The 24,454-nt window shown below is 70.9% G+C and carries 23 protein-coding genes; 11 read left to right on the forward strand and 12 right to left on the reverse strand.

The window, feature by feature from the left end:
* Nucleotides 1-7: 7 nt before the first annotated feature.
* Nucleotides 8-847 (forward strand): diaminopimelate epimerase, encoded by an 840-nt coding sequence (gene dapF, locus VAB18032_RS07825; protein WP_043723418.1) that lies wholly within the window; start codon nucleotides 8-10, stop codon nucleotides 845-847.
* A 214-nt stretch (nucleotides 848-1,061) separates the two neighbouring features.
* On the opposite strand, the gene VAB18032_RS07830 is transcribed toward dapF, so the two are convergent.
* Nucleotides 1,062-2,534 carry an NAD-dependent malic enzyme gene (locus tag VAB18032_RS07830; protein WP_013732258.1) on the reverse strand — a complete coding sequence of 491 codons (1,473 nt, stop codon included), beginning with the start codon at nucleotides 2,532-2,534 and terminating at the stop codon, nucleotides 1,062-1,064.
* 174 nt (nucleotides 2,535-2,708) lie between these two features.
* Between VAB18032_RS07830 and hflX the strand changes: the two genes are divergently transcribed.
* Together hflX and VAB18032_RS07840 are read left to right on the forward strand one after the other, a co-directional pair.
* Nucleotides 2,709-4,151 (forward strand): GTPase HflX, encoded by a 1,443-nt coding sequence (gene hflX / locus VAB18032_RS07835; RefSeq protein ID WP_013732259.1) that lies wholly within the window; start codon nucleotides 2,709-2,711, stop codon nucleotides 4,149-4,151.
* Nucleotides 4,152-4,202: 51 nt separating this feature from the next.
* Nucleotides 4,203-5,951, forward strand: a complete 1,749-nt coding sequence (locus VAB18032_RS07840; RefSeq protein WP_043720040.1) for a hypothetical protein — start codon at nucleotides 4,203-4,205, stop codon at nucleotides 5,949-5,951.
* Nucleotides 5,952-5,982: 31 nt separating this feature from the next.
* On the opposite strand, the gene lexA is transcribed toward VAB18032_RS07840, so the two are convergent.
* Nucleotides 5,983-6,765, reverse strand: a complete 783-nt coding sequence (lexA, locus tag VAB18032_RS07845) for a transcriptional repressor LexA (RefSeq protein WP_013732261.1) — start codon at nucleotides 6,763-6,765, stop codon at nucleotides 5,983-5,985.
* Nucleotides 6,766-7,315: 550 nt separating this feature from the next.
* On the opposite strand from lexA, the gene nrdR reads away from it, so the two are divergent.
* Nucleotides 7,316-7,816: a transcriptional regulator NrdR gene (nrdR, locus tag VAB18032_RS07850; RefSeq protein WP_013732262.1), complete on the forward strand. Its 501-nt coding sequence runs from the start codon at nucleotides 7,316-7,318 to the stop codon at nucleotides 7,814-7,816.
* Nucleotides 7,817-7,879: 63 nt separating this feature from the next.
* Complete coding sequence (locus VAB18032_RS07855; protein WP_043720044.1) at nucleotides 7,880-10,759, forward strand: vitamin B12-dependent ribonucleotide reductase; 2,880 nt, start codon at nucleotides 7,880-7,882, stop codon at nucleotides 10,757-10,759.
* A gap of 229 nt (nucleotides 10,760-10,988) precedes the next feature.
* On the opposite strand, the gene VAB18032_RS07860 is transcribed toward VAB18032_RS07855, so the two are convergent.
* Genes VAB18032_RS07860 through VAB18032_RS07870 form a run of 3 tightly spaced genes read right to left on the reverse strand, consistent with a single transcriptional unit; the run spans nucleotide 10,989 to nucleotide 12,281 of the window.
* Entirely contained in the window at nucleotides 10,989-11,174 is a 186-nt protein-coding gene (locus VAB18032_RS07860; RefSeq protein WP_013732264.1) for a DUF397 domain-containing protein, read from the reverse strand.
* Between the two features lie 20 nt (nucleotides 11,175-11,194).
* Nucleotides 11,195-11,833 (reverse strand): DUF5753 domain-containing protein, encoded by a 639-nt coding sequence (locus VAB18032_RS07865; protein WP_013732265.1) that lies wholly within the window; start codon nucleotides 11,831-11,833, stop codon nucleotides 11,195-11,197.
* Nucleotides 11,834-11,846: 13 nt separating this feature from the next.
* On the reverse strand, nucleotides 11,847-12,281 hold the full coding sequence (locus VAB18032_RS07870; protein WP_013732266.1) for a DUF6010 family protein: 435 nt from the start codon (nucleotides 12,279-12,281) through the stop codon (nucleotides 11,847-11,849).
* A gap of 83 nt (nucleotides 12,282-12,364) precedes the next feature.
* Here VAB18032_RS07870 and VAB18032_RS07875 point away from each other — a divergent pair, with 83 nt between their 5' ends.
* A complete protein-coding gene (locus VAB18032_RS07875) occupies nucleotides 12,365-13,306 on the forward strand; it encodes a GlxA family transcriptional regulator (protein WP_013732267.1) in 942 nt (313 codons plus the stop codon).
* Between the two features lie 95 nt (nucleotides 13,307-13,401).
* On the opposite strand, the gene VAB18032_RS07880 is transcribed toward VAB18032_RS07875, so the two are convergent.
* Both VAB18032_RS07880 and VAB18032_RS07885 read right to left on the reverse strand, forming a co-directional pair.
* Complete coding sequence (locus VAB18032_RS07880) at nucleotides 13,402-14,577, reverse strand: RNA polymerase sigma factor (RefSeq protein WP_043723426.1); 1,176 nt, start codon at nucleotides 14,575-14,577, stop codon at nucleotides 13,402-13,404.
* Between the two features lie 143 nt (nucleotides 14,578-14,720).
* A complete protein-coding gene (locus VAB18032_RS07885; protein ID WP_013732269.1) occupies nucleotides 14,721-15,062 on the reverse strand; it encodes a YciI family protein in 342 nt (113 codons plus the stop codon).
* Between the two features lie 173 nt (nucleotides 15,063-15,235).
* Here VAB18032_RS07885 and VAB18032_RS07890 point away from each other — a divergent pair, with 173 nt between their 5' ends.
* On the forward strand, nucleotides 15,236-15,475 hold the full coding sequence (locus VAB18032_RS07890; RefSeq protein ID WP_043720049.1) for a DUF5522 domain-containing protein: 240 nt from the start codon (nucleotides 15,236-15,238) through the stop codon (nucleotides 15,473-15,475).
* A gap of 9 nt (nucleotides 15,476-15,484) precedes the next feature.
* Here VAB18032_RS07890 and VAB18032_RS07895 read toward each other — a convergent pair whose 3' ends face one another.
* Nucleotides 15,485-16,174, reverse strand: coding sequence for an iron-dependent transcriptional repressor DtxR (locus VAB18032_RS07895; RefSeq protein ID WP_013732271.1), 690 nt, complete (start codon nucleotides 16,172-16,174; stop codon nucleotides 15,485-15,487).
* 99 nt (nucleotides 16,175-16,273) lie between these two features.
* Between VAB18032_RS07895 and VAB18032_RS07900 the strand changes: the two genes are divergently transcribed.
* From VAB18032_RS07900 to VAB18032_RS07910, 3 genes are read left to right on the forward strand one after another with little or no spacing between them, the layout of a single operon-like run.
* Nucleotides 16,274-17,131: a sulfurtransferase gene (locus VAB18032_RS07900; RefSeq protein WP_013732272.1), complete on the forward strand. Its 858-nt coding sequence runs from the start codon at nucleotides 16,274-16,276 to the stop codon at nucleotides 17,129-17,131.
* Nucleotides 17,132-17,184: 53 nt separating this feature from the next.
* Nucleotides 17,185-18,366, forward strand: a complete 1,182-nt coding sequence (locus VAB18032_RS07905; protein ID WP_013732273.1) for an acetoin utilization protein AcuC — start codon at nucleotides 17,185-17,187, stop codon at nucleotides 18,364-18,366.
* Nucleotides 18,367-18,382: 16 nt separating this feature from the next.
* Nucleotides 18,383-20,938: a bifunctional acetate--CoA ligase family protein/GNAT family N-acetyltransferase gene (locus tag VAB18032_RS07910; protein WP_013732274.1), complete on the forward strand. Its 2,556-nt coding sequence runs from the start codon at nucleotides 18,383-18,385 to the stop codon at nucleotides 20,936-20,938.
* Nucleotides 20,939-20,982: 44 nt separating this feature from the next.
* Here the strand turns inward: VAB18032_RS07910 and VAB18032_RS07915 are convergent, their stop codons facing one another.
* From VAB18032_RS07915 to sigB, 4 genes are all read right to left on the reverse strand, one after another.
* Complete coding sequence (locus VAB18032_RS07915) at nucleotides 20,983-21,390, reverse strand: VOC family protein (RefSeq protein WP_013732275.1); 408 nt, start codon at nucleotides 21,388-21,390, stop codon at nucleotides 20,983-20,985.
* Nucleotides 21,387-21,878, reverse strand: a complete 492-nt coding sequence (locus VAB18032_RS07920; RefSeq protein WP_013732276.1) for an SRPBCC family protein — start codon at nucleotides 21,876-21,878, stop codon at nucleotides 21,387-21,389. The genes VAB18032_RS07915 and VAB18032_RS07920 overlap by 4 nt, the downstream gene beginning before the upstream one ends.
* Nucleotides 21,875-22,249, reverse strand: a complete 375-nt coding sequence (locus tag VAB18032_RS07925) for an ArsR/SmtB family transcription factor (protein ID WP_013732277.1) — start codon at nucleotides 22,247-22,249, stop codon at nucleotides 21,875-21,877. The genes VAB18032_RS07920 and VAB18032_RS07925 overlap by 4 nt, the downstream gene beginning before the upstream one ends.
* A 129-nt stretch (nucleotides 22,250-22,378) precedes the next feature.
* Nucleotides 22,379-23,386 (reverse strand): RNA polymerase sigma factor SigB, encoded by a 1,008-nt coding sequence (gene sigB / locus VAB18032_RS07930; RefSeq protein ID WP_013732278.1) that lies wholly within the window; start codon nucleotides 23,384-23,386, stop codon nucleotides 22,379-22,381.
* Nucleotides 23,387-23,621: 235 nt separating this feature from the next.
* Between sigB and VAB18032_RS07935 the strand changes: the two genes are divergently transcribed.
* Complete coding sequence (locus VAB18032_RS07935; protein WP_013732279.1) at nucleotides 23,622-24,410, forward strand: sporulation protein; 789 nt, start codon at nucleotides 23,622-23,624, stop codon at nucleotides 24,408-24,410.
* Nucleotides 24,411-24,454 lie beyond the last annotated feature (44 nt).

The raw sequence follows: 24,454 nt of genomic DNA on the forward strand, positions 1-24,454 counted from the left end.
TGAGAGCGTGAAGTTCACCAAGGGCCACGGCACCGGCAACGACTTTGTGATCCTGCCCGACCCGGACGGCGCGCTGGACCTGACACCCGAGCTGGTGGCCGCGATCTGCGACCGACGGCGGGGCCTCGGTGGCGACGGCGTGCTGCGTGTCGTCCGGGCCGCCAAGCACCCTGACGGGGCCGCGCTGGCCGGTGACGCCGAATGGTTCATGGACTACTGGAACTCCGACGGCTCCTTCGCCGAGATGTGCGGCAACGGCGCTCGGGTCTTCGTCCGGTTCCTGCTGGACAGCGGGTTGGCCACGCCGATCCATGGTGTCCTGCCGGTGGCGACCCGCGCCGGCCTGGTGCGGGCCCGCCTCGACGGCGAGGACATCGCCGTCGAGATGCGCCGACCCCGGCTGTACGCGACCTCCACGGCCGCCCTGGGCGCACTGACCCTGCCCGGTACCGCCGTGGACGTCGGCAACCCGCACCTGGTCTGTCCGCTGCCGGCCGGGCTCGAGCTGACCGGTCTCGACCTGACCCGGGCACCCGGATTCGACCCGACGATCTTCCCGTCCGGGGTCAACGTCGAGTTCACCGCCGACGGCGAGCCACTCGACGGGGTCGACGGGCACGTGCTGATGCGGGTTTACGAACGGGGTTCCGCCGAGACGTTGTCCTGCGGCACCGGCGCCTGCGCCGTGGCCGCCGTAGCCCTGCGCGACATCGCCCGGGAGACCGGCACGATAGCCGTCGACGTCCCCGGCGGCCGCCTCACCGTCACCCTGACAGACAACTCCTGCTGGCTCTCCGGCCCCGCCCTTCTCACGGCCACCGGCACCCTGACCCTCCCCACCCCCTAACCACCCTCCGACCCCTCCCTCCCGCGCCGCCCTCGCGCCCTTGTGCGCGCCGATCTTGCACTTTCGGTCGCCATAATCACCGTATTTGCGGTGATTCATTCCGACGAAAAGTGCAAGATCGACGCGCCGTCAGGCGTGGAGCTCGGACGGTGCGAGGGCCGGCGCGAGGGAGCGCCGCGAGGAGGGGGCCAGCGGGGGTCTTGCGGGTGGGGCCTCAGGGGGTGGCGGAGGCGTTGGCGGCGATCTCGGGGAGGTCGGCGGGGCCGGGGTCGGCGGCCGGCGGGGGAGTGCTGGCGGGGTTCTGGGCGGCGGCGCGGACGGCGGCGGCGACCGCCGGGGCCACCCGGGAGTCGAAGACGCTCGGCACGATGACCGTCGCGTTGAGCTTCTCCTCGCCGACCACGTCGGCGATGGCCTGGGCGGCGGCGATCGCCATCTCCTCGGTGAACTCCTCGGCGTGCGCGTCGAGCATGCCGCGGAAGACGCCGGGGAAGGCGAGCACGTTGTTGATCTGGTTCGGCTGGTCCGAGCGGCCGGTGGCCACCACGGCGGCGTGTTTGCGCGCCTCCCGAGGGTCGACCTCCGGGTCCGGGTTGGCCAGCGCGAAGACGATCGAGTCCTTGGCCATCCGGGCGATGTCGTCGCCGGTGAGCAGGTTCGGCGCGCTCACGCCGATGAAGACGTCGGCACCCTCCAGCGCACCGGGCAGGTCACCCGAGTAGCCGTCCCGGTTGGTGTTCTCGGCCAGCCACTGCCAGGCCGAGTTGAGGTCGGGCTGGCCGCGGTGCAGGGCGCCCTGGCGGTCGTACGCGATGACGTCGCCGACGCCCTGACGCAGCAGCAGCTTCATGATCGCGGTGCCCGCCGCGCCGGCGCCCGAGACGACCACCCGGACGTCCGCGAGGCGCTTGCCCACCACCCGCAGCGCGTTGGTCAGCGCGGCCAGCACGCAGATCGCGGTGCCGTGCTGGTCGTCGTGGAAGACCGGGATGTCCAGCGCCTCACGCAGCCGTGCCTCGATCTCGAAGCAGCGCGGCGCCGCGATGTCCTCCAGGTTGATCCCGCCGTACGCGGGCGCGATCGCCTTCACGATGGCGACGATCTCGTCGGTGTCCTGGGTGTCGAGGACCACCGGCCAGGCGTCCACCCCGCCGAAGCGCTTGAACAGGGCGGCCTTGCCCTCCATCACCGGCAGCGAGGCGGCCGGGCCGAGGTTGCCCAGACCCAGCACCGCCGAGCCGTCGCTGACCACGGCCACGGTGTTGCGCTTGATGGTCAACCGGCGGGCGTCGGCCGGGTTGTCGGCGATCGCCTGGCAGACCCGGGCGACCCCCGGGGTGTACGCGCGGGACAACTCGTCCCGGGTACGCAGCGCGACCTTGGGGCTCACCTCGATCTTGCCGCCGAGGTGCAGCAGGAAGGTGCGGTCGGAGACCTTGCGCACGTCCACGCCGTCGAGCGCCCGCAGCGCGTCGACCACCTGGTCGGCGTGTCCGGCGTCGGCGGTGTCGCAGGTGAGGTCCACGATCACGTGGTTCGGGTCGGAATCGACCACGTCCAGGGCGGTGACGATCGCTCCGGCCTCTCCCACCGAGGTGGTGAGTCGGCCGATCGAGGAGGCATCGGCTGGCACGGCGATCCGGACCGTGATCGAGAATCCGGCACTGGGCAGTCGGGTGATGGCCACGCAGGTCCCTCCGTCGGCGCTGAACGGCTCGTGGCATTTCTACCCGCCCTGCCTGGGCGTCTGGCAGCCACCCCCACTTTGGGCCCTTTGTGTGCAGGGCATATTGCGGGTGCGATCGGTGTTGTCACATGACAGGATTGCTCAGTACATGCTCAGATCGGACAGGAGAGACGCTTGCGAGACCAGGAGACCCACGTTTCCAACGACGAATTCGAAACCACCCCCGGTGAGTACGAACTCTCCGAGCGGCAGGCGTTGCGACGGGTCCCCGGCCTCTCCACCGAGCTGACCGACGTCACCGAGGTCGAATACCGGCAGCTGCGGCTGGAGCGGGTGGTGCTGGTCGGGGTCTGGACCGAAGGCACCCAGGCCGACGCGGACAATTCCCTCACCGAGCTGGCCGCGCTGGCGGAGACCGCCGGGTCGCAGGTGCTCGAAGGGCTCATCCAGCGACGTACCCGGCCCGACCCGGCCACCTACATCGGTCGCGGCAAGGTCGACGACCTCAGCGCGGTGGTGCTCGCCGCCGGCGCCGACACGGTGATCTGCGACGGTGAGCTGTCCCCGTCCCAGCTGCGCAACCTGGAACAGCGCACCAAGGTCAAAGTGGTCGACCGCACCGCGCTGATCCTCGACATCTTCGCCCAGCACGCCAAGAGCAAGGAGGGCCGCGCCCAGGTCGAGCTGGCCCAGCTGGAATACCTGCTGCCCCGGCTGCGTGGTTGGGGTGAGACCCTGTCCCGGCAGACCGGTGGTTCGGGTCGCGGCGGCGGTGCCGGCGGCGGCGTGGGTGTTCGTGGCCCGGGTGAGACCAAGCTGGAGACCGACCGGCGTCGGATCCGCCACCGCATCGCCCGGCTGCGCCGGGAGATCAAGGCCATGAGCACCGTACGCGAGACCAAGCGGTCCCGCCGTACCCGAAACGCGGTTCCCGCGGTCGCCATCGCCGGCTACACCAACGCCGGCAAGTCGAGCCTGCTCAACCGGCTCACCGGAGCCGGTGTGCTGGTGGAGGACGCGTTGTTCGCCACCCTGGATCCGACCACCCGCCGCGCCACCACCTCCGAGGGGCGGGTCTACACCCTCTCCGACACGGTCGGCTTCGTCCGGCACCTGCCGCACCAGATCGTCGAGGCGTTCCGCTCGACGCTGGAGGAGATCGCCGAGGCCGATCTGGTGGTGCACGTGGTCGACGGCACCCACCCGGATCCGCAGGAGCAGGTACGCGCCGTCCGCGAGGTGCTGACCGAGGTGGGCGCCGACCGGCTGCCCGAGCTGCTCGTGGTCAACAAGACCGACGCGGCAGACGAGGAGACGTTGCTCCAGCTCAAGCGGATCTGGCCGGAGGCGGTGTTCGTCTCCGCGTACAGCGGGCGTGGCATCGACGACCTGCGCGCCACCATCGAGCAGCGGCTGCCCCGTCCGGCCGTCGACGTGCGGGTGGTGCTGCCGTACGACCGGGGTGACCTGGTGGCCCGACTGCACCGGCAGGGTGAGGTGCTCAGCACCGCCCACCTGCCGGAGGGGACGATGCTGCACGTACGGGTCAACGAGGCGTTGGCGGCCGAACTGGCCCCGTACCGCGACACGGCGGAGGCGGTCAGCACCGCCCGGTAACGCTGCTACGGCGTCACCCGACGGAAACTTCCGGCATGCGACACTTCTTTCATGCTCCGCACTGTTTCTTCGGTCACGGTGGCACTCGGCCTGCTCGGGGCCACCGTGGCAGTCACGGGTGTCGCCGTGGCGGCGTCGTCGCCCGTCCCCGCCGCGGCAGCCGTCGCGGTGACGGGCCAGGCGGCGGCGGGGCCCCAGACGGTGGTCCCGGCGGCGCTCGGGCCGGCCGTGCTCGGGTCGGCACCACTGACCAAGGCCGGCAAGAAGCAGTGCACCGTCACCGATCCCCGACTGCGGGAGATGTCCGGCCTGGTGGCCACCCGCAGCGGGTACATCGTGATCAACGACAGCACCGATCAGAACGACCGCAAGCAGGTCTTCTACCTGAACAAGGACTGCCAGGTCGTCCGCAACGTGGGCTACACCGGTGCCGGGCCGTTCGACACCGAGGATCTGGCCCTCTCGCCGGACCGGACGAAGCTGTGGATCGCCGACACCGGTGACAACGTCACCAGCCGGGAGCGTCGCGAGCGGGTGGCCGTCTGGAGCATGCCGGTCAACGGCAGTAAGCAGCCGGTCCTGCACCGGCTGTCGTACCCGGACGGCAAGCCCCGCGACGCCGAGGCGTTGCTGATCGGCGACGACAACCTGCCGCTGATCATCACGAAGGTCACCTCCGGCAAGGCCGAGATCTTCACCCCGGACGGCGCGTTGAAGACCGGCGACACCGAGCCGGTGCCGATGAAGAAGCTCGGCGACATCACGTTGCCGAGAACGGACACCGAGAACCCGCTGAGCACCTTCGGCCGCGTCGCGATCACCGGTGCCGCCCGGTCGCCCGACGGCTCCCGGGTGGTGCTGCGCACCTACGCCGACGCCTTCGAGTACGACGTCCAGAACGGCGACATCGTCGGTGCGCTGACCACCGGCACGCCCCGGGTCACCGCGCTGGCCGACCCGTTCGGTGAGGCGATCTCGTACTCCACCGACGGGAAGACCTTCCTGACCGTTTCCGACGCGGGTCACCTGGACGACGACGAGCCGGTCGACATCCTCAGCTACACCCCGTCCACCGAAGGCCCGAAGAACCTGGCCGAGGATCCGGACGCGGCCAAGAAGTCATCCGGTCAGTCGTTCATCGACGGGTTGACCCTCGACGACATCACGTACCTGATCGCCTCGGTGGGCGTACTCGGTGCGTTGCTCGTGGGTGCGGGCATCTACGGCATCCTGCGGGCCCGCAAGCGGCCGGGACCGGCCGGCAAGGGGCGTGGCCGTGACGACGGCCCGAAACCCACAGGCAAGGACGACGACGGCGCGGCCGGCGACCGCGCACGGTCCGGCGGTGTGTACGGCGGCGCAGCGACCGGTGGCGTCTACGGCGGCGGCTCGCCGAACGCCGAGCGACCCGGCCCGGCGCGGCCCGGACCGGTGTACGGGGGACGGGCCAGCGGCAACGGTGCCCGACCGGCCGGTGGTGGCGTCTACGGCGGTGGCGGCCGTGCCGGTGAGGGCGTGCCCGGCTCCGGTGGCCGGGCCGGCGGCGGTCGACCGGCGGGCGGCGGCGTGTACGGAGGTGGCGGACGTCCCGGTGGCGCCGGCCGCGCCGAACCACCCCGTGGCGGCGGCCGCGTCGAACCGCCACGCGGCGGTGGACGTGCCGAGCCACCCCGACGTGGCGGTGGACCAACCGAGCCGGATTACCACGGTCGGCGCTCCGGTCGTTACCGGGAGGACAATTCCGAGCCGTACGGTCAGCCGCCCGGCGGCACCTACGGCTACCGCGGCGACCGGTACTGACCCTGCGGCCAGCACCGGTCGATGCCCGGGGTCAGATCCGGCGTAGCACGGCCACCACGCGCCCCATGATGGTGGCGTCGTCGCCGGGAATGGGATCGAAAGCCGGGTTCTGCGGCATCAGCCAGACGTGACCGTCGCGCCGCCGATAGGTCTTCACCGTCGCCTCGCCGTCGAGCATGGCGGCGACGATCTCCCCGGAGTCGGCGGTCGGCTGCTGGCGGACCACCACCCAGTCGCCGTCGCAGATGGCCGCGTCGAGCATCGAGTCGCCCTTGACCTGGAGCATGAAGACCTCGCCCTCGCCGACGAGCTCGCGGGGAAGCGGGAAGACGTCTTCCATCGACTGCTCGGCGAGGATCGGCCCACCGGCGGCGATGCGGCCGAGCATCGGCACGTACGCCGGGGTGGGGCGCTGCGAGCGGCTCAGCTCGTCGTCGATGTCGCCGGGGGACCGGACGTCGACCGCGCGTGGCCGATTCGGATCACGCCGCAGGAAGCCCTTCTTCTCCAGCTCCTTGAGCTGGTAGGCGACGCTGGACGGGGAGACGAGCCCGACCGCCTCGCCGATCTCCCGCACGCTCGGCGGGTAGCCGTGCCGCTCCACCCAGGTGCGGATGAAGTCCAGGATGCGACGCTGCCGGGCGGTGAGGTCGGCGGCCGCCGGGTCCGGAAAGGTGTTGGCCACCGATGTCACCGGGCGAACGGCGGGCTGCGCGGCTCGGGCGCGGGTGACGCTGCGGCGTCGGGTGGGCGGCGGCCCCGCCTCGCTGCTCTGCTGCGGGCTCTGTGGCCGGTTGGCCCGGTCCTGGGTCACGTCCGTCCTCCCTGGTCGGCGCTGGGTGCCTCGGCGGCTCGTGGTGCATGCGGTGGTCTGCCGGGCTGGTCGACCATGGTCACCTCCGGCTGCCCATGACCGTATAGGTGAGATCGGTCATTTTCAAACATCTGTACGAGGTTTCTCCGCGTGTCGACACGCGCAGGCGTGACAGTCGTACGCCTGTTCTGATAAATGATACGTCTGATCGAACGGGTGTTCGATCGAACGCCTTTTCTGAAGATCAGATCCGGTCGGCCGGTAACCGGTGTCGCCGCGCCGCGTTGGGCTCTCGGGTCGCGCTGCGGCGAGGTTGTCGGGTGACGCGCCGGACACGCCGGTCAACTTGACCGCGGTTCGCCAGCGGCATACGGTCAACCCCTAGATGTAGTAGTCACACAGGCGTAACTCGCCTACAGGTTGGGTTCGACTACGGACCGCACTCTCGTACCATCAGGTCGGCGGCCATCCTTCGATGATGGCCCGCCGCGCTGTTGCGTGCCCGGAGGCGGCCATAGGCGTGCCCGTGGTCGATCGAGGAGGTCGGGCGATGCGGTGTCCGTACTGCCGGCATGCCGACTCCCGCGTGGTCGACTCGCGGGAGGCCGACGACGGCCAGCTGATCCGTCGTCGACGCTCCTGCCCGGAGTGCGGCAAACGGTTCACCACTGTCGAAGAGGCGGTGCTCGCGGTCGTGAAGCGCAGCGGGGTGACCGAGCCGTTCAGCCGTACGAAGATCATCGGTGGGGTGCGCAAGGCCTGCCAGGGCCGACCGGTCGACGAGGACTCGATCGCGCTGCTGGCGCAGCGGGTCGAGGAAACCATCCGGGCCAAGGGCGCCGCCGAGATCCCCAGCCACGAGGTGGGGCTGGCCATCCTGGGTCCCCTGCGGGACCTGGACGAGGTCGCCTACCTGCGGTTCGCCAGCGTGTACCGGTCGTTCGACTCGCTCGCCGACTTCGAGCGGGAGATCGAGACGCTGCGGGCCGCCGCACGTGCCCGGCAGGACGCGCAGGCCGAGACGGCCGGCGCCGCCGGCCACACACAGTGAGCTTTCTTCAGTGGTAGTGACAGTCGGATCGCGCGGTGCCGCGCGGACGAGGGGGCGGATGAGATGCCGGGGGATGGCGTGACAACAAGCAGGACACGGAGCAAGGCCGGCGCGGGTCTGAAGGTCGAGCGGGTCTGGACCACCGAGGGTGTGCACCCGTACGACGAGGTCGCCTGGGAGCGCCGCGACGTCGTGATGACCAACTGGCGGGACGGCTCGATCAACTTCGAGCAGCGTGGGGTGGAGTTCCCGGAGAGCTGGAGCGTCAACGCGGCAAACATCGTGACCACCAAGTACTTCCGGGGCGCGGTGGGCACCCCGGAGCGGGAGTGGTCGCTGCGGCAGCTGATCGACCGGGTGGTCACCACCTACCGCACCGCCGGTGAGGAGTACGGCTACTTCGCCAGCCCGGCCGACGCCGAGGTCTTCGCCCACGAGCTGACCTGGATGCTGCTGCACCAGGTGTTCAGCTTCAACTCGCCGGTCTGGTTCAACGTCGGCACGCCCTCACCTCAGCAGGTCAGCGCGTGTTTCATCCTGGCCGTCGACGACTCGATGGACTCCATCCTCGACTGGTACAAGGAAGAGGGGCTGATCTTCAAGGGCGGCTCCGGCTCCGGGGTGAACCTCTCCCGGATCCGCTCCTCCCGGGAGCTGCTCTCCTCCGGCGGCACCGCCTCCGGCCCGGTCAGCTTCATGCGCGGCGCGGACGCCAGCGCCGGCACCATCAAGTCCGGTGGCGCCACCCGGCGGGCGGCCAAGATGGTCATCCTCGACGTGGACCACCCCGACATCGAGGAGTTCGTGGTCACCAAGGCGCGCGAGGAGGACAAGATCCGCGCCCTGCGCGACGCCGGGTTCGACATGGACCTGGGCGGCGCCGACATCGTCAGCGTGCAGTACCAGAACGCCAACAACTCGGTACGGGTCTCCGACGAGTTCATGACCGCGGTGGAGAACGGCGGCGGCTTCGACCTGCGGGGTCGGCTCGACGGGCAGACCATCGAGACCATCGACGCGAAGAAGCTGTTCCGCACCATCTCCCAGGCTGCCTGGGAGTGCGCCGACCCCGGCCTGCAGTACGACGACACCATCAACGACTGGCACACCTGCCCGGAGACCGGTCGGATCACCGCCTCGAACCCGTGCTCGGAATACCTGCACCTGGACAACTCCTCGTGCAACCTGGCCTCGCTGAACCTGATGAAGTTCCTCCGCGCCGACGGCGGCTTCGAGGTGGAGAAGTTCGTCAAGTCGGTCGAGTTCGTCATCACCGCGATGGACATCTCGATCTGCTTCGCCGACTTCCCGACGGAGAAGATCGGCGAGACCACCCGGGCGTACCGGCAGCTCGGCATCGGCTACGCCAACCTCGGTGCCCTGCTGATGGCCTCCGGCCTGCCGTACGACTCGGACCAGGGCCGCTCGCTGGCCGCCGCGATCACCTCGCTGATGACGGGCACGGCGTACCGCCGCTCGGCCGAGCTGGCCGGCATCGTCGGCGCGTACGACGGCTACGCCCGCAACGCCGAGCCGCACAAGCGGGTGATGCGCAAGCACGCCGCCGCCAACGACGAGATCAAGCCCACCGGGACCGTGGCCACCGCGGTGGTCCGCGAGGCCACCAGGCAGTGGACCCAGGGCAACAAGATCGGTGACAAGTTCGGCTGGCGCAACTCGCAGGCCAGCGTGCTCGCGCCGACCGGCACCATCGGCCTGATGATGGACTGCGACACCACCGGCGTCGAGCCGGACCTGGCGCTTGTCAAGTTCAAGAAGCTGGTCGGCGGCGGTTCGATGCAGATCGTCAACCAGACCGTGCCGCGCGCCCTGCGTAGCCTCGGCTACCCCGAGGAGCAGGTCGAGGCGATCGTCGAGCACATCGCCGACCACGGCCACGTGGTGGACGCCCCCGGCCTCAAGCCGGAGCACTACCCGGTCTTCGACTGCGCCATGGGCGAGCGGTCCATCGCCCCGATGGGCCACGTACGGATGATGGCGGCGGTCCAGCCGTTCATCTCCGGCGCCATCTCCAAGACGGTGAACATGCCGGAGCAGGCCACCGTCGAGGACGTCGAGAAGATCTACTTCGAGGGCTGGAAGCTCGGCCTCAAGGCCCTGGCGATCTACCGGGACAACTGCAAGGTCGGCCAGCCGCTGTCGGTCGCCAAGCCCAACAAGGCCGCCGAGCCGGCCCCGACCACCGCCGTCGAGCCGGTGGTGGAGAAGGTCGTGGAGTACCGCCCGGTGCGCAAGCGGCTGCCGAAGAAGCGCCCCTCGGAGACCATCTCCTTCTCGGTCGGCGGCGCCGAGGGCTACCTCACCGCCTCGTCGTACCCGGATGACGGCCTGGGCGAGGTCTTCCTCAAGATGTCCAAGCAGGGCTCCACCCTGGCCGGAGTGATGGACGCCTTCTCGGTGGCCATCTCCATCGGCCTGCAGTACGGCGTCCCCCTGGAGACGTACGTCAGCAAGTTCACAAACATGCGCTTCGAGCCGGCCGGCATGACCGACGACCCGGACGTGCGGATGGCCGCCTCGGTGATGGACTACATCTTCCGTCGCCTCGCGCTGGACTTCCTGCCGTACGACCGCCGCGCCGAGCTGGGCATCTTCACCGCCAAGGAGCGGGCCGCGCAGCTGGCGGCCGAAGCCGAGGCGGAGGCCAACGGCACGGACCTGACCGCGATGGCCTCGTCCGCGCCGGTGGAGACCCGGCCGGAGGAGCCGAAGGCCGGGCCGATCGCCCAGCCCGCCCAGGAACTCGCCGACGTCGCCGCCGCGAAGCCGGCACCGTCGGTCGGTTCCAGCACCGAACTGCTCGAAGCCGTGATCGGCAAGGCCGCCGACGCACCGCTCTGCTTCACCTGCGGTACGAAGATGCGCCCCGCCGGCAGCTGCTACGTCTGCGAAGGCTGCGGCTCCACCAGCGGCTGCAGCTGACGTACGAGAAAGCGACGAGCCCCGGGCGGATCACCGCCCGGGGCTCGTCCCGTCCGGCTGCGATCCGGCGCGGCTCCTTGGGCTGAATCCTGGGGCCGAGTCGCCCTTCGGTGCATCTCGCGCAAGATCACGCTCGATCCACGATCGAGTGGCCTCGCGGGCGCGCGGATGCCACTTGTTCCTGCATCGAGCACGGCCCCGCCCGTTCGGCGGTCAGCGATCCCGATCGTCAGCGCTTGAGTGTGCGGAGGAAAGCCGACCAGGACTGGCCGTCGAAGCGGAGGACCGGGCCTGCGGCGTTCTTGCTGTCGCGGACGATGACATTTCCGCGCCGGGTAGCCACCTCGACGCAGGCACCGCCGTTGTTGTCGCTGTAGCTGGACTTGCGCCAGACCAGGCGATCCGGGGTCTCCATGGCCACCCCCCTCGGGTCTGTCACCGCTTCATGTCGTCCGCCATCCGCTGGATGAGCTTGCGCGACTCTACCGGCCCGAGAGCGGCTGCCCGGAGTCGGTCCCACAACCGAGTGTAGGCCCGCACAGCATCCGGGCGGTCGAGGTAATCCGCGTCCGTGAACGTCTCGACGTAGACCACGTCCGTGGTCGCGTCCTCGCCGAAACGCAGGATGATGAAGCTGTACGAGGCCGTGGCGTACGTCTGCGCGTCGAACGGGAAGATCTGCAACTCGACGTTGGGTCGGCCGCTCACCTCGGCCAGATGCAACAGTTGGTCCCGCATGACTTCGTGGTCACCGATGGTTCGCCGCAGTGCTGATTCACTGAGCACGAAGCTGACCTGCGGACCTTCCGGGTTACGCAAGATCGCCTGCCGTTCCAGCCGTACCTCGACCTGGCGGTCGACGTCCTCGTCCGTGAGGCGTGGATGGGCGGTGGCATTCAGCGCCCGGATGTACGACTCGACCTGAAGGACCCCAGGCACGATCTCGGGCTGGTACCAGCGGATCTCCGTGGCATCGGCTTCGAGATCGAGGTACTGGCGGAACCAGTCCGGGACGACGTTGCGGTACGTGCTCCACCTGCCTCGCTGGCGTCCGGCGCGGGCCAACTCGCGCATGGACTCGGCCTAGTCAGCTCGTTCGGCTGGCTGCTTCCGGTTCCGGCTCGGGCTGGCGGATGGTGCGGGCGCGCAGCAGGTCCCGCAGCGACCACCCGCCGGTCAGGCACCACAGTGCGATGACCGGGTCGCAGATCGCGCAGCCGAACGACGAGCCGGGCAGGAACGGGATGATCGGGTTGCCGTACAGGTGGTGGACGACGTCCCAGCCGGTGTGCAGGAGCCAGCCGACGCCGATCCACCGCCACGACTCCAGCCCCCGGTACGCCACGTAGACCAGCACCACCACGAACGGGAACTCCCAGCCCGCCAGTCCGCCGCCGCTGAGGTACGCCGCACCGGCCCCGGCGACCATGATCGCGTTGAACCGGCGGCGGTGTGGTTCCCGGATCAGCGAGTTGAGGCAGACGTACAGGGCAGCGACGAGCAGCGGCATGAGGATGGTCATGGCCGGTGAATCTAGGTGCGGTCGCCGGTGGCGAGCAGGGGCCGGCGAGCCATCGATCGACGGGTTCTCGCCAGAATGGGCATATGCACCGGGTGGTGGTCGTCGCGAACGACGACGTGGTCCCGTTCGACCTGTCCGTGCCGATCGAGGTGTTCGGCCGCGCGCGGCTGGCCGACGGCCGCCCGGCCTATCAGGTGCGGGTCTGTGCGGTCACCGAGGAGGTGCGGGCGGGCGCGGTCGGGGTGCGGATACCGCATGATCTGTCCGTGCTGGCCGAGGCCGACACGGTGGTCGTACCGGGGGTCGCCGACCTGGCCGCCCCGCTGCCCGCCGCGATCCGGGAGGCGTTGGCCACCTGCACGGCCCGGCTCGTGTCGATCTGTACCGGCGCCTTCGTGCTCGCCGCAGCCGGCCGGCTCGACGGGCGGCGGGCCACCACCCACTGGGCCGCCGCGGCCGAGCTGGCCCGCCGGTATCCCGCCGTCACCGTCGACCCGGACGTGCTGTTCGTCGACGACGATCCGGTGCTGACGTCGGCCGGTGCCGCCGCCGGGCTCGACCTGTGCCTGTACGTCGTCCGGCGGGACTACGGCGCGGCGGTCGCCGCCGACACCGCGCGTCGCTGCGTGATGCCGCTGGAACGGGCCGGGGGACAGGCGCAGTTCATCGCGTACGAGCCACCCGTGCCGGCGGGACACGGCATCCAGCCACTGCTTGCCTGGATGGCCGACAACCTTCACCGTCCGCTCACCCTGGCCGAGATCGCCGCGTACGCCTCGATGAGCACCCGGTCGCTGAGCCGGCACTTCCGCGACCAGACCGGCACCACGCCGATGCGTTGGCTCAGCCGGCACCGGGTCCGGCGGGCCCAGCAGCTGCTGGAACAGACCGACCAACCGGTCGAACGCGTCGGCGCGCTCGTCGGGTTCGCCTCGCCGACCGCCTTCCGGGAGTGCTTCCGGCACGTTGTCGGCGTCAGCCCGCGCGACTACCGGGCGGCCTTCCCACCGCCCGCCGTGAACTAGCCCGTCGATCATGCACTTTCCGCCGAGGCAAAAGCCGTGAAAAGGGTCATCTCGGCGACCAGAAGTGCAAGATCGGCGGAGTGCCGGGGCAGGGGTTAGGTGACTTCTGTCAGGCGGGTGGTGAGGAAGTCGCGTTCGGGGTCGTTGTCGACCTGGGCCAGCGCGGCTCGGTACGCCTGTGCCGCCTCGCTGCGGCGGTCGAGTTGGCGCAGCAGGTCGGCACGGATCGCCGGTAGGTAGTGGTAGCCGGCCAGGCGGGGATCTGCGGCGAGGGCGTCGACCTCGGCGAGCGCTGCGGCCGGTCCGTCCACCATGGACACTGCTACGGCTCGGCTGAGGGCGACCACCGGCGACGGCCAGTGGGCCAGCAGCGCGTCGTAGAGCCGGACGATCTGCGGCCAGTCGGTCGCGGCGTAGCTGGGCGCGTGGGCGTGCAGCGAGGCGATGGCCGCCTGTAGCGCGTACCGGCCGGCTCGTCCGGTGCGGAGGGCCTCGACCACCAGCCGATGGCCCTCGCCGATGGCGGTCCGGTCCCAGCAGGAACGATCCTGGTCCTCCAGCCGCAGCAGCCGGCCCTGCTCGTCGGTGCGGGTGGCGCGGCGGGCGTCGGTGAGCAGCAGCAGGGCGAGCAGTCCGCTCACCTCGGGCTCGTCGGGCATCAGCTCGTGCAGCATCCGGGCCAGGTGCACAGCCCGGTCCACCAGGTCGGCGCGGACCAGGTCAACGCCGGTCGGCGCGGTGTGCCCGGTGGTGAAGAGCAGGTGTACGACGCTGAGCACCGCGTCCAGCCGTTCGGGCAGTTCGGCGGTGTCCGGTACCCGGTACGGGATCCGTGCCGCCGAGATCTTTTTCTTGGCCCGGGTGACCCGCGCCGCCATTGTCGACTCGGCGACCAGGAATGCCCGGGCGATGTCGGCGGTGCTGACTCCGCAGACCAGGCGCAGGGTGAGCGCCACCTGCGCCTCCCGGGCGAGCGCGGGATGGCAGCAGGTGAAGACCAGACGGAGCCGATCATCGGGTACGGCGACCTCGTCGGACTCATCCGCTTCGACCGCTTCCGGCTCCACGAGCAGCGGAAGCTTCGTGCGGAGCACCTGCCGGCGGCGCAGCACGTCGAGGGCTCTGCGGCGGGCGATGGCGGTGAGCCAGGCGCCGGGCTTGTCCGGTACGCCGTCCCTGGTCCAGGCCCCCAGCGCCGCGACGTACGCCTCCTGGACGCATTCCTCGGCGAGGTCGAGGTCACCGGCGGCGCGCGCGGTCGCGGCGACCACGAAGGCCCACTCCCGGCGGTGCGCGTCAACCAGCGCCCGCTCCGCCGGGTTCGTCCGCTCCGCCGGGTCGGGCTGGGCGAACCGGACGCCGACAGCCCTCGGCGGCTCGGCACCCTCGAACGGAGCGGGCTGCTCGCCGTCGTTCACTCGGTCGGCGCGACGAACAGTGGCCGGACCTCCACGGCGCCGTGGATGGTGGCCGGGTTCAGCTTGGCGATCTCCAGTGCCACGTCGCGGTCGGGTGCCTCCAGCACGAAGAACCCGGCGACGACCTCCTTGGCCTCGATGAACGGGCCGTCGGTGACGAGGTCGCCGCGTATCGCGGCGGCGGTGGTGCTCGGTTGCAGCGCAAAGCCGGTGACGATCCGCCCGCCCAGTTCGGTGACCTTCGCCGGATACTGTTCGAGCAGCGCGACGTAGTCGGGCGTGAGCTCCATCGGGTCGGCCGGCGCGGGCGAGTAGATCAGCACTGCGTACTGGGGCATGGGGTCCTCCTCGAATCGCTGTTCATCCTCGGCGCAACCGGCGCGGGAGGCCAGCACGAATCGGCCCGGGTGGGGAGATTTCTCCACCGAGGCGCCCACCCGCACAGCACGACAGGGCGGCCACCGCACCGGTCAGCGCGTCCGGTGCCGGTACGACTGCCTAGACTGCCGCGATGAGCGGAACGCGACGGCCGTTGGCGAAGCGGCCGCTGACCGAACCGCATCCGTCCCGACTGCCGCTGGAGCATCCGGAGCGGGAGCGGATCCTGGCCGCCCACGCGGCGGCGCTGGCCGCCGGGGACGCCGGCTACCGGGACCCGGTCACCGGACTGTTCGTGCTCACCGCCGGCTTTCTCGCCCGTCGCGGCACCTGCTGTGACCAGGGCTGCCGGCACTGCCCGTACGTGACCTGAGGCTCGGCCTCAGGCCGCGGCGACGAACACCCGGGAGGCCACCTCACGGGGCAGGCGGATGCTCTCCCCGGAACGGTCGATCGACACACCGTCGCGTTCCTGGGCGACGGTGACCATGGCACCGGGGTCGACGCCGGCGGCGTGCAACTGGCGGAGCACCTCGGCGTCGGTCTGCACGCTCTCGCAGATGCGCCGGACGATCACCTTGCCGGTCAAACCCGGGAAGGCCAGGTTGCGCTCGCCCTCGACCGGCTCCGGCTCGGTCTCGCCGGGGGAGCCGAGATCCTCCAGACCGGGGATGGGGTTGCCGTACGGCGACCGGGTCGGCCGGTTGAGCAGGTCGTAGACCCGCTTCTCGACCGCGTCGCTCATCACGTGCTCCCAGCGGCAGGCCTCCTCGTGGGCCTCCTCGTAGGGCATCCCGATCACGTTGACCAGCAGCAACTCGGCGAGCCGGTGCTTGCGCATCACGGACACGGCGGTGCTGCGGCCGAGCGGCGTGAGGCTGAGGTGGCGGTCACCCTCGACGGTGAGCAGGCCGTCGCGCTCCATTCGGGCGACGGTCTGGCTGACGGTGGGGCCGCTCTGGCGCAACCGTTCGGCGATCCGGGCGCGCAGCGGCGGCACACCCTCTTCCTCGAGTTCGAGGATCGTGCGCAGGTACATTTCGGTCGTATCGACCAGGTCGTGAGACTTCATGGTGTCAGCGGCCCTCCAATGATCGATGGTACCCTGCCGCACCTGTCATGACCGCCGCCGAACCGCGGCGAGGTTCACCGAGGGTGTTGACTGAACGACATGTCCGCTACCGACGGTCTTCTGGTGGAGGCGGCGCAGCTCGCCGCCGAGCTCGACACGGCCGACCCGCCCACCCTGCTCGACGTCCGCTGGCGGCTGGCCGGCCCACCCGGGCGGATCGACTACGCGGCGGGACACCTGCCGACCGCGGTCTTCGTCGATCTGGACACCGCGCTGTGCGGTCCGCCCGGCCCGGCCGGTCGCCACCCGCTGCCCGACCCCGCCGCACTGCAGGCTGCGTTGCGGGCCGCCGGGGTGCGCGCGGGTCACCCCGTGGTGGTGTACGACGGCGGCGACGGCATGGCCGCCGCTCGCGCCTGGTGGACGCTGCGCTGGGCCGGACACCGCCCGGTACGCGTACTGCACGGTGGTTTTCCGGCCTGGTTGGCCGCCGACCTGCCGGTCAGCACCGACGAGCCGCACCCGGTGCCCGGCGACGTGACAGTCACGCCGGGCGGGCTGCCGGTGCTCGACGCGGCGGCTGCCGCCCGGCTGGCCGCCGCCGACGCCGGTGTCCTGCTCGATGTTCGCGCGGCACCCCGTTACCGGGGCGAGCACGAGCCGGTCGACCCGGTGGCCGGGCACGTTCCCGGCGCGGTCAACCTGCCGGCACCCGAGTACGTCGCCGACGGCCGGTTCCCGTCCGGGGCGGCCCTGCGCGACCGGTTCGCCACCGCCGGGGTGAGTGCCGAGGCGCCGGTCGGTGCGTACTGCGGCTCCGGGGTGACCGCCGCGCAGGCAGTGCTGGCGCTGCACCTGGCCGGCCGGACGGACGCCGCGCTCTACGTCGGTTCCTGGAGCAACTGGGTCGCCGACCCGGACCGACCGGTCGCGGTCGCCCCGCCGCCGGACGCCTGAGGGCCCGGTAGCCGGCACCTGCCGCCCGGCCGGTCGCGTGCGACCATGGACAGATGTCCGAAGACACGGTGGTGGTGTGGGACGAGTCGCTGCTCGCCTACGACCTCGGTGACCACCCGCTCGACCCGGTACGGGTGGAGTTGACCATCGCACTGGCCCGGGAACTGGGCGTGCTGCAACGGCCCGGGGTACGCCTGATCCGGCCGTGGCCCGCCGACGATGCGCTGCTCACCCGGGTGCACGACCAGCGTTACCTGGACGCGGTCCGGATGGCCCCCCGCGAACCCTTCTTCTCCGGCTTCGGCCTGGGCACCTCGGACAATCCCGTCTTCGACCGGATGCACGAGTCCAGCGCGTTGATCGCGGGTGCGACGGTGGCCGCCGCCGAGGCGGTGTGGTGGGGGCAGGCCCGGCGCGCGGTGAACGTGGCCGGCGGCCTGCACCACGCCATGTCCGACCGGGCGGCCGGGTTCTGCATCTACAACGACCCGGCGGTGGCCATCGCCCGGCTGCTCGACCTCGGCGCGGAGCGGATCGCGTACGTCGACGTCGACGTGCACCACGGCGACGGGGTGCAGCAGATCTTCTGGGACGACCCACGGGTGCTGACCGTCAGCCTGCACGAGACCCCCCTCGCGCTGTTCCCCGGCACCGGCTTCCCCGACGAGACCGGTGGCCCGGGTGCCGAGGGCAGCGCGGTAAACATCGCGCTGCCGCCCGCGGTCTCCGACGCCGGCTGGCAACGCGCCTTCCACGCGATCGTGCCGTCGGTGCTGCGCGCGTTCCGTCCGCAGGTGCTGTTCACCCAGTGCGGCGCGGACGCGCACCGCAGTGATCCCCTCGCCGACCTGCATCTGTCCGTCGACGGTCAGCGGGCCACCTACCTGGCGTTGCGGGCCCTCGCCGACGAGTTGTGCGAGGGGCGTTGGGTGGCCACCGGTGGTGGCGGGTACGCCCTGGTCGAGGTGGTGCCCCGGGCCTGGACGCACCTGCTGGCGACGGCCACCGGCGCGCCGCTGGATCCGGCCACGCTGACCCCGCCGGCGTGGCGGGCGTTGGCCGCCGCCCGTCGACCCGGCTCCGACGTGCCGTTGCGGATGACCGACGGCATCGATCCGGGGTACGAGCCGTGGCAGCCCACCGGCGAGCCGAACCCGGTGGACCGGGCGATCGCGGCGACCCGCAAGGCGGTCTTCCCGCTGCTCGGTCTCGACCCGCACGATCCGCGCGACTGAGTTGGCCGGGCCCGAGGTGACCACCGCCGACAACGCCATCGACGTGCTGCTCAGCGATGGCCGCACGGTCCAGTTGCGACCGATCCGGCCGTCGGACGCGCCAGCGATCGTCGCCATGCACTCCCGCTTCTCCGAGCGCACCCGCTACCTGCGCTACTTCTCGCCGTACCCGCGCATCCCCGAACGGGATCTGCAACGGTTCGTCAACGTCGACCACGTCGACCGGGAGGCGTTCGTGGTGCTGGCCGGCGAGCGGATCGTCGCCGTCGGCCGGTACGAGCGGCTCGGCCCGGCCGCACCCGATGCCGAGGTCGCCTTCGTGGTGGAGGACGCCTACCAGGGGCGGGGCATCGGCTCGGTGTTGCTGGAGCATCTGGCCGACGCCGCCCGGCGGGCCGGCATCGTCAACTTCGTCGCCGAGGTGCTGCCGGCCAACGGGGCCATGTTGCGGGTCTTCGCCGACTTCGGCTACCAGCTGCAACGGCAGTTCGCCGACGGCGTGGTGCACCTGACCTTCCCGATCGCTCCCACCGAGGCGACCCTGGAGGTGCAGCGCGGCAGGGAGCAGCGGACCGAGGCCCGATCCATCGCCCGGCTGCTCGCCCCACGCGGCGTCGTCGTCTACGGGGCCAGCGCCACCGGCCAGGGTGTCGGCGCGGCGGTGCTCGGGCACCTGCGCGACGGCGGTTTCACCGGTTCCGTGGTGCCGGTGCATCCGACCGCCGTCCGGGTCGCCGGGCTGCCCGCGTACCCGTCGGCGGCCGACGCGGGGCTGCCGGTCGACCTGGCGGTGGTGGCGGTGCCACCGGAGTCCGCGCCCGAGGTGGTCGCGGACGCGGCAAAGGCGGGTGTGCACGGCCTGGTGGTCATCTCCGCCGGCTTCGCCGAGTCCGGTGTCGAGGGCGCCGCCGCGCAGCGCGCCCTGGTCCGCGCGGCCCACGCCGCGGGCATGCGAGTGATCGGCCCGAACTGCCTGGGGGTGGCGAACACCGACCCGACCGTACGCCTCAACGCCACGCTCGCCCCGCGCCTGCCGGTGCCCGGCCGGGTCGGCATCTTCAGCCAGTCCGGCGCGTTCGGGGTGGCCCTGCTGGCCGAGGCGGATCGGCGTGGCCTGGGCCTGTCCAGCTTCGTCTCGGCCGGTAACCGTGCCGACGTCTCCGGCAACGACCTGCTGCAGTACTGGCAGGACGACCCGGCCACCGACGTGATCATGTTGTATCTGGAGACCTTCGGTAACCCGCGCAAGTTCGCCCGGCTGGCCCGGCGGATCGGTCGGGACAAGCCGGTGGTGGCGTTGGCCTCCCCGGCGCGTCCGCCCGGCGTGGGTGACTCCGTCGGCCCGGACGAGGCGGCGGTGAGCGCGTTGTTCGCGCAGTCCGGGGTGATCCGGGTCGACACCGTCGCCGAGTTGCTCGACGTCGGGGTGTTGCTGGCCAACCAGCCGCTGCCGGCCGGTGACCGGGTCGGCATCGTCGGCAACTCCTCGGCGTTGACCGGGCTGGCGGCGACCGCCTGTGCGGCCGCCGGGTTGACCGTCGCGGCGGGATATCCCCGGGACGTCGGCCCGCAGGCCGGCGCGATCGAGTTCGCCGAGGCGCTGACCGCCGCCGCTGCGGACGAGAACGTCGACGCCCTGGTGGCACTCTTCGCGCCCCCGCTGCCCGGTCAGATCATCGGCACCGAGGCGGATTTCGCAGCCACCCTCCCTGCGGCGTTCACCGCCGACAAGCCTGCGGTGGCGACCTTCCTGGTCGGTCGGGCACCAGCCGGAGTGCCCTCGTACCCGAGCGTGGAGGAGGCGGTCCGCGCGCTCGCCCGGGTCACCGCGTACGCCGACTGGCTGCGTCGACCGCCCGGGGCGCTGCCCGAACTGTCCGATGTCGATCCGATCGCGGCGCAGGCGGCGTTGCGCGGCGACGGGGTCGACAGCGATGCGCTGCTCGCCGCCTACGGCATCGAGGTGGTCCAGTCGGTGTCGGTCGGCTCGGCGGACGAAGCCGTCGAGGCGGCGACCCGGCTCGGTTTTCCGGTGGCGTTGAAGGTCGCCGCCAGCGGGCTGCGGCACCGGCTCGACCTCGGTGCGGTCCGGCTCGACCTGGCCGACGAGGCCGCCGTACGCCGCACGTACGCGGAACTGGCGGCGGCGTTCGGCGCGGACGTCCTGGTGCAGCCGATGGTCCCGCCCGGGGTGGCCTGCGTGGTCGAGTTGGTGGAGGATCCGGCGTTCGGTCCGGTCGTCGGCTTCGGGCTCGGTGGCGTCGCCACCGAACTGCTCGGCGACCGCGCCTGGCGGGCCGTGCCGCTCACCGACCGCGATGCCGCCGAGTTGGTGGACGCACCGCGCGCGGCACCGCTGCTGCACGGGCACCGGGGGGCCGAACCGGTGGACCGGGCGGCCCTGGCCGACCTGCTGATGCGGGTCGGGCGGTTGGCCGACGAACAGCCTCGGGTGCGTTCCCTGACCCTGAACCCGGTGTTGGCCCGCCCGGACGGATTGTCGGTGCTGCACGCCAGTGTCGGGGTGGGCTCCGCTGCCGCCCGCCCCGACACTGGCCCCCGTCGTCTGTAAAGCGTTGACGCGGCGGTACCGAGCCGCCGCAGGTGTCGGATCGATCAGGCCCGGCTGGAGATCTGTTGCACCGCCCAGGCGTTGCCGTCCGGGTCCGCGAAGTGGATGAAGCCGACATTGTCCAGCGGGTCCGGTACCGGCCGAGGGTTCTCGCCCATCACCTGGATCTCGCTGACCTCGACGCCGCGTTCGAGCAGTTGGGTTCGGGCCTTGTGCAGGTCCGGTACGACGAGCTGGAGCCCCTTCAGCGACCCCGGCGGCATCTGCGGCACCGCGCCCTTGCCGATCACGATCGAGCAGCCGGAGCCGGGTGGGGTCAACTGCACGAGTCGGATGTCGTCGTTGACCACGGTGTCGTGGTCGACTGTGAAACCGAGTCGCTCGGCGTAGAACGCCTTGGCCCGGTCGAGGTCCGAGACCGGTACGACCACCACTTCCAGTGTCCAGTTCACAGCTCTGCTCCTGGTGTCGTCGCCAGCAGTCCGGCGAGTCGGATGTAGCTCTCGGTGACGCCGCGAGCCATCGGGTAGCGCAGGGCGGTGTCCCGCCCGCCGGGGGTGGCGAAGCGCAGCGTGGTGGTCACCGTGGTGCGCCCGGCCAGCTCGGTGAATTCCTGGTCGACCACGGTCTCGCCGGGGTACGACTGATCGTCGAACAGTTCGGTGTAGACCAGCCGGTGGGGCGGCTCGATCTGCCGGTAGTGCCCACTCTGGCCCATCAGTTGCCCGGCGGGCCCCTGGGAGACGAATCGCCAGGGCCCGCCGACCCGCAGGTCCACCTGGCACTCCACCAGCCGCCAGCCGCGTGCGCCGTACCAGCGGACCAGCAACTCGGGGCGGGTGAAGGCGGCGAACACCAGCCGCGCGGGGGCGTCGAACATCCGGCTGAGCACGATCTCCCGATCGCCGGGGGTGTCGACCACGAGGTAATCGTCGATCATGCCCGGTCGCCGCCCTCCGCCTCGGCCGGCTCGCCGGCAGCGGTCTCCTCGGTCGCGCGTAGCTCGTCGAGCAGGTTGTCGAGGCGTTGGTAGGACTCCGCCCAGTGGTCGCGGTACGCCGCGAGCCAGGCGGTGGCCTCCTGGAGCGGGCCCGCGTTCAGTCGGCACGGGCGTCGCTGGGCCGATCGACTCCGGCTGATCAGGCCGGCCCGTTCCAGTACCCGGAGGTGTTTGGAGATCGCCGGTTGACTCATCGCGAAGGGCGCGGCGAGTTCGGTGACTGTCGCTTCGCCGGTTGCCAGGCGCGCGAGGATGGCGCGTCGGGTCGGGTCTGCCAGGGCCGCGAAGGTGGCGTCCAGGTCGATGTGCACGCTGTATAACCTCTCGGTTTTATAACCAAGAGGTTTGTATCCGACCCGGTCAGGCCACGTCAAGCCGACACGACGAATGTCGGCCCCGGCGAACCGCCGGGGCCGACATCGCAGCTCACCTCACCGGTGTCAGCAGGCGTACGCCTCCAGTCGCTGCGCCCGCTCCGGTGCCCGCAGCTTGAGCAGCGTCACCTTCTCGATCTGCCGGATCCGCTCGCGGGACAGACCGAACTCGCGGCCGACCTCGTCCAGGGTGCGCTGCCGACCGTCGTCGAGACCGAACCGCAGGCGGATCACCGCCTGCTCCCGCTGCGACAGGGTGGCCAGCACGATGCTCACCTCGTTGCGCAACTCGCCCCGGTCGGCGTCGTCCACCATGCTGGACGGGTCGACGGCGGCGACGAAGTCACCGAGGGCGCTCTCGCCGTCCTCGCCGACCGTCTGGTCCAGGCTCACCGGCTCCCGGTCGTACGAGATCAGCTCGATCACCTGGAACTCGGGCACGTCGAGTGCGCGGGCGATCTCGGCGACGGAGGGTTCGCGACCCAGCGACACCGACAGCTCACGGCGGGCCCGGACCATCCGGTTGACCTGCTCGACCATGTGCACCGGGATGCGGATGGTGCGGGCCTGGTCGGCCATGGCGCGGGTGATGGCCTGGCGGATCCACCAGGTGGCGTAGGTGGAGAACTTGTAGCCCTTGGTGTAGTCGAACTTCTCGACGGCGCGGATGAGGCCGAGGTTGCCTTCCTGGATGAGGTCGAGGAAGGCCATGCCACGACCCGTGTAGCGCTTGGCGATGCTCACCACGAGTCGGAGGTTCGCCTCCAGCAGGTGGTTCTTCGCCGCCTGGCCCTCCTGGGCGATCAGCGTCAGGTCGGCCTGCAACTGGGCGGAGACCGGCGTGCAGGTGGTCAGCTTCTCCTCGGCGAACAGCCCGGCCTCGATCCGCTTGGCGAGCTCGACCTCCTGGGCGGCGGTCAGCAGCTTCGTGCGGCCGATGCCGTTGAGGTAGGCGCGGACCAGGTCCGTGGAGACGCCGCGCTCGTCGGTGGCGTCCAGGTCGGTGAGGGTGTCGATGCCGGGCTCGGCTTCGATGCCGACGCTCGTCCGGTGCTCCATCATCTGCAGGCCCATCTCCGTCTCCCCGTTTCGTCCGTGCGGTGTTGCGTGGCCAGTTCTGCCGGTGACACACAGCTTGGCGGTCGGGGCGTAAAACGGGAGTGAGGCGATCACGAACCTGACAGCCCGGAGTCCGGTCGGGTTGGTCGATTCACCCGGTTCGGGTTGCCGGCTCCGGTTACCGTGCCTGCGGCCGGTCGACAGGCGGTCTGCCGGCAACGGACACGACGGTCAAGCGACGGAGGCAACAGTGGTCTTCAAGCGGCTCATGCAGGCGATGGGAGTCGGTGGCCCGTCGGTGGAGACGGTGCTGGCGAACCCGAACTGTCGGCCGGGAGGCCAGCTGGAGGGCACCATCACGGTCACTGGCGGCGACCACTCGGTGGACATCTCGTACGTGGCGCTGGGGTTGATGACCCGCGTCGAGGTGGAGAGCGGCGACAACGAGTACTCGACCAACCAGGAGTTCCAACGGCAGCACGTCACCGGGGCGTTCCGGCTCGAAGGCGGGCAACGTCACGACATCCCGTTCCGCTTCGACGTGCCCTGGGAAACCCCGGTGACCGAGCTGTACGGACGACACCTGGCCGGGATGACCATGGGACTGCGTACGGAGCTGGAGGTGGCTCGGGCGGTCGACTCCAGCGACCTGGACGCGGTGGCGGTGCACCCGCTGCCGGCCCAGGAACGGCTGCTGGAGGCGCTGCTGCGGCTGGGCTTCCGGTTCGCCCGCGCCGACGTGGAACGGGGACACATCTACGGCGTCCACCAGACGCTGCCGTTCTACCAGGAGATCGAGTTCTATCCGGCACCGCAGTACGCCGGCGCGATGAAGCAACTGGAGGTCACCTTCATCGCCGATCCCCGGCAGCTGCAGGTGGTGTTGGAGCTGGACAAGCGCGGCGGGCTGTTCACCGAGGGCCGGGACGTCTTCGGCCGGTTCACCATGGACTACGCGACCCTGGACCAGACCGACTGGGCCGCCCAACTCGACGGTTGGCTGCGCCAATCCCTGCAACGCCGGGGCCTGTTCGGCTGACCTCCCGGGCCGCCCCCACCGCACGGATGGGGGCGGCCCGGTCG

It is taken from the genome of Micromonospora maris AB-18-032, from assembly GCF_000204155.1.
GTDB lineage: Bacteria > Actinomycetota > Actinomycetes > Mycobacteriales > Micromonosporaceae > Micromonospora > Micromonospora gifhornensis.

Excerpts from the sequence above, each read along its gene's own strand:
- VAB18032_RS07840 (WP_043720040.1), top strand. The coding sequence starts at position 4,203 with ATGCTCCGCACTGTTTCTTCGGTCACGGTGGCACTCGGCCTGCTCGGG.
- nrdR (WP_013732262.1), top strand. The coding sequence starts at position 7,316 with ATGCGGTGTCCGTACTGCCGGCATGCCGACTCCCGCGTGGTCGACTCG.
- VAB18032_RS07855 (WP_043720044.1), top strand. The coding sequence starts at position 7,880 with ATGCCGGGGGATGGCGTGACAACAAGCAGGACACGGAGCAAGGCCGGC.
- VAB18032_RS07860 (WP_013732264.1), bottom strand. The coding sequence starts at position 11,174 with ATGGAGACCCCGGATCGCCTGGTCTGGCGCAAGTCCAGCTACAGCGAC.
- VAB18032_RS07865 (WP_013732265.1), bottom strand. The coding sequence starts at position 11,833 with ATGCGCGAGTTGGCCCGCGCCGGACGCCAGCGAGGCAGGTGGAGCACG.
- VAB18032_RS07870 (WP_013732266.1), bottom strand. The coding sequence starts at position 12,281 with ATGACCATCCTCATGCCGCTGCTCGTCGCTGCCCTGTACGTCTGCCTC.
- VAB18032_RS07875 (WP_013732267.1), top strand. The coding sequence starts at position 12,365 with ATGCACCGGGTGGTGGTCGTCGCGAACGACGACGTGGTCCCGTTCGAC.
- VAB18032_RS07885 (WP_013732269.1), bottom strand. The coding sequence starts at position 15,062 with ATGCCCCAGTACGCAGTGCTGATCTACTCGCCCGCGCCGGCCGACCCG.
- VAB18032_RS07890 (WP_043720049.1), top strand. The coding sequence starts at position 15,236 with ATGAGCGGAACGCGACGGCCGTTGGCGAAGCGGCCGCTGACCGAACCG.
- VAB18032_RS07895 (WP_013732271.1), bottom strand. The coding sequence starts at position 16,174 with ATGAAGTCTCACGACCTGGTCGATACGACCGAAATGTACCTGCGCACG.
- VAB18032_RS07900 (WP_013732272.1), top strand. The coding sequence starts at position 16,274 with ATGTCCGCTACCGACGGTCTTCTGGTGGAGGCGGCGCAGCTCGCCGCC.
- VAB18032_RS07905 (WP_013732273.1), top strand. The coding sequence starts at position 17,185 with ATGTCCGAAGACACGGTGGTGGTGTGGGACGAGTCGCTGCTCGCCTAC.
- VAB18032_RS07920 (WP_013732276.1), bottom strand. The coding sequence starts at position 21,878 with ATGATCGACGATTACCTCGTGGTCGACACCCCCGGCGATCGGGAGATC.
- sigB (WP_013732278.1), bottom strand. The coding sequence starts at position 23,386 with ATGGGCCTGCAGATGATGGAGCACCGGACGAGCGTCGGCATCGAAGCC.